This window comes from Rhabdothermincola sp. (assembly GCF_036846205.1).
Classification (GTDB): domain Bacteria; phylum Actinomycetota; class Acidimicrobiia; order Acidimicrobiales; family Acidimicrobilacustridaceae; genus Rhabdothermincola.
Genome location: NZ_DAIUCK010000178.1, coordinates 1 through 2506, shown reverse-complemented (window position 1 = coordinate 2506; position 2506 = coordinate 1). Strand labels below are relative to the sequence as shown.

Below are 2506 nucleotides of genomic sequence, written 5' to 3'. Positions count from 1 at the left end.
GCCCACCCAGCTCCCCCGCCAGCGCTGCGACGGCCAGACCGGCGCCGAGGCCGGCCGCGGCGATGACGTTGTGCCCGCAGGCGTGGCCGATGCCGGGCAACGCGTCGTACTCGCACAACACCGCGACCGTGGTGCCAGCCGAGCCGGCTCGGGCCGCGAACGCCGTGTCCAGACCGTAGGCGTGGCCCTCGGTGTCGAGACCCTCGGCGGCCAGGATGCCGGTGAGCAGGTCATGGGCGAAGCGCTCACGGAAGGCGAGCTCAGGGTTCGCGTGGATCTGCCGGGCGACGTCGACGAGGAGGTCGGCCCGCTCGTCGACCTCCCGGCAGAGGCGATCCTTGACCGCGTCGAGGTCGGTCGGGGGCATGGAACCGAAGGCTACCGCTCGCCCGCCGGGCGCCCGGTCACACGACGACGGTCAACGCGTCGGGCTCGACCCGGACCGCGACCCGCGAGGCCCGCCCCACCTTCTGCCCGTCCAGCCACACGTCGAGTGGTGGTGAGAGCTCATCGCTCCATGCCGGTGCCCGCTGGGTCCGGATGCCCGGATGTGGGAGGTGGGCGCCGGTGTGCACGCGGCGGCGGGCTTTCAGGCGGTCACCGAGCGAGAGGTCGGCATCGGAGATGTCGAGCAGCCCGTCGTTGGGGTGGGCGCGGGGCCCGAGATCCCAGTCGCCGAGCCATTCGGCGTTCATGGCGGCCACGATCCGGCCGTGCCACCACGACCTGCGTGCGAGCAGATGGGCGACGAACCAGTGCAGCCTCCCGTCCACCAGCGCGGCGCCGAGATCAACCGGGAACGACATGGCCTCGCTGGATCGCAGCCGGGCGGCATCACCGCTGCCGCCGAGCGTCCGGCACAGGTCACCACCGAGCAGGCCGAGCGGCGGCACCGGTTCATCGCGGCGGCGATGAGCCTCCACCACCGCTCGGGCTTCGGCGTCGGAGTGGACGACCACCCCGTGTGGAGGCAGCGGCTCGGGCCTCCCCCAGCTGACGCCCCGCTCGACCGTCACCCCACCGGCTCCGTCGGCACCTGATCGGCGGTCTCAGGGGACTCGATGGCGGAGGAGGCGGCGACCACCCCCCGGAACAGCGCCTCCGAGGCCAGTCGCGCCGCGGCCGCGGTCTGCGGTTCGGACGCGGCCTCCCCGATCTGTCGCAGCAGGTCGAGGAGCTGCTTCACGTTGCGCACGAAGTCGCCGGCGGCGATCTCCTCCTCGGCCAGCACATCGTCGAGCCCCTCGCCTGCGGCCCACGCGTGGGCGAGCGCCAGGAAGCCCGGGTCAGGACCACGGGTCTCGCTCAGCCCGAGCCGCCGCTCCTCCGCGTTGAGCTCGGCGGCGATCTGGCCGATCTGCTCGACCCGGTGCCGCACCGTGGCGCTGGGGAACCACGGCTCGAGCGGCGGCCCGCCGGCACGGTGCTCGTAGGTGAAGCAGGAGACCACCCCCGCCAGGGACGCGGGATCGAGCCCGTCGAGCAGGCCGGCTTCCAGGCTCTCGGCCACCAGCAGGTCCGACTCGTGGAAGATGCGCACCAGGCGCTCACCCCGCCGGGTGAGGGCCCAGCCCTCGAGGTACCCCCAGGCCTCGAGGAGCAGGCGGACCCGATCGAACTGCCGGGCGAGGGACTCGGTGTGGCTCCGGATCTGGCGTTCGAGGTCAGCGACTACCCGCTCGGCTCGAGCCAGCTGGCGGGCGGCCCGCAGGTGGCGATCGCGGTCCGGGCAGTGACCGACCGGATGCTCCGCGCTGGTGGTGATCGGGGTGACCGCATCGGCTGCGGCACGGGTTCCGGCCGGGGCCGGTGGCCCGTTGACCGCGACCCGTTGGAGGGCCTGGATCACCGCGCGCTGGAAGCTGGCGCTCTGAGGGGCGAAGGGCTGCGGCAGCGGGACTTCGCCGATCCGGGCCGGAGGATGCCGAAAGTCGGCTGCGCCGAGGTTGAGCACCCGGCGCTGCGCGGTGATGACCCGGAGCCGCACGGTGCCGGCCTTGCGGTGGGAGACGGACAGCACCGCGGCCTTCCCAGCGGACTTGCCACCGTGCAGCCAGATCACGTCACCTGGCTTGAGGCGGCCGAGGGCATCCCGGACCTCGGCCTCGCCGCCCGCGGCCCGGGCCCGGCCTGCCGAGCGCTCGGCATCAACCAGGGCACGGTACTCGGCCACGTCGCCCAGCTCGCAGGTGGCTGCGGCGCGCAGCTCGTCGAGGTGGGCCTTGCGCGCCGCCAACCTGGTCTCCAGCCGGACCACGGCCCGGTCCGCTTGGAACTGGGCGAAGGACAGGTTCAGCAACTGGTGGGCCCGATCGGCTGGGTAGCGGCGCACGAGGTTGGCCGCCATGTTGTAGGTGGGGCGGAACGCCGAGCTCAGCCGGAAGCTGCGGCTCGCGGCCAGCGCCGCGACATCGGCGAACCGGACGAACGGCGACCACAGCGCGATGGCCGTGCCGTGATCGTCGATGCCCCGCCGCCCCGCCCTCCCGGTGAGCTGGGTGTACTG

General features: G+C 73.5%; 1 protein-coding gene and 2 pseudogenes. All 3 read right to left on the bottom strand.

Annotated features, from left to right (window positions below; genetic code table 11):
* Nucleotides 1-367, bottom strand: a pseudogene (locus tag V7004_RS15675) (amidohydrolase); the annotation flags it as partial.
* A gap of 37 nt (nt 368-404) precedes the next feature.
* Nucleotides 405-1016, bottom strand: coding sequence for a hypothetical protein (locus V7004_RS15670; protein ID WP_334145188.1), 612 nt, complete (start codon nt 1014-1016; stop codon nt 405-407).
* A pseudogene (locus tag V7004_RS15665) lies at nt 1013-2506 on the bottom strand (DEAD/DEAH box helicase); the annotation flags it as partial. The gene V7004_RS15670 and the pseudogene V7004_RS15665, both read right to left, overlap by 4 nt.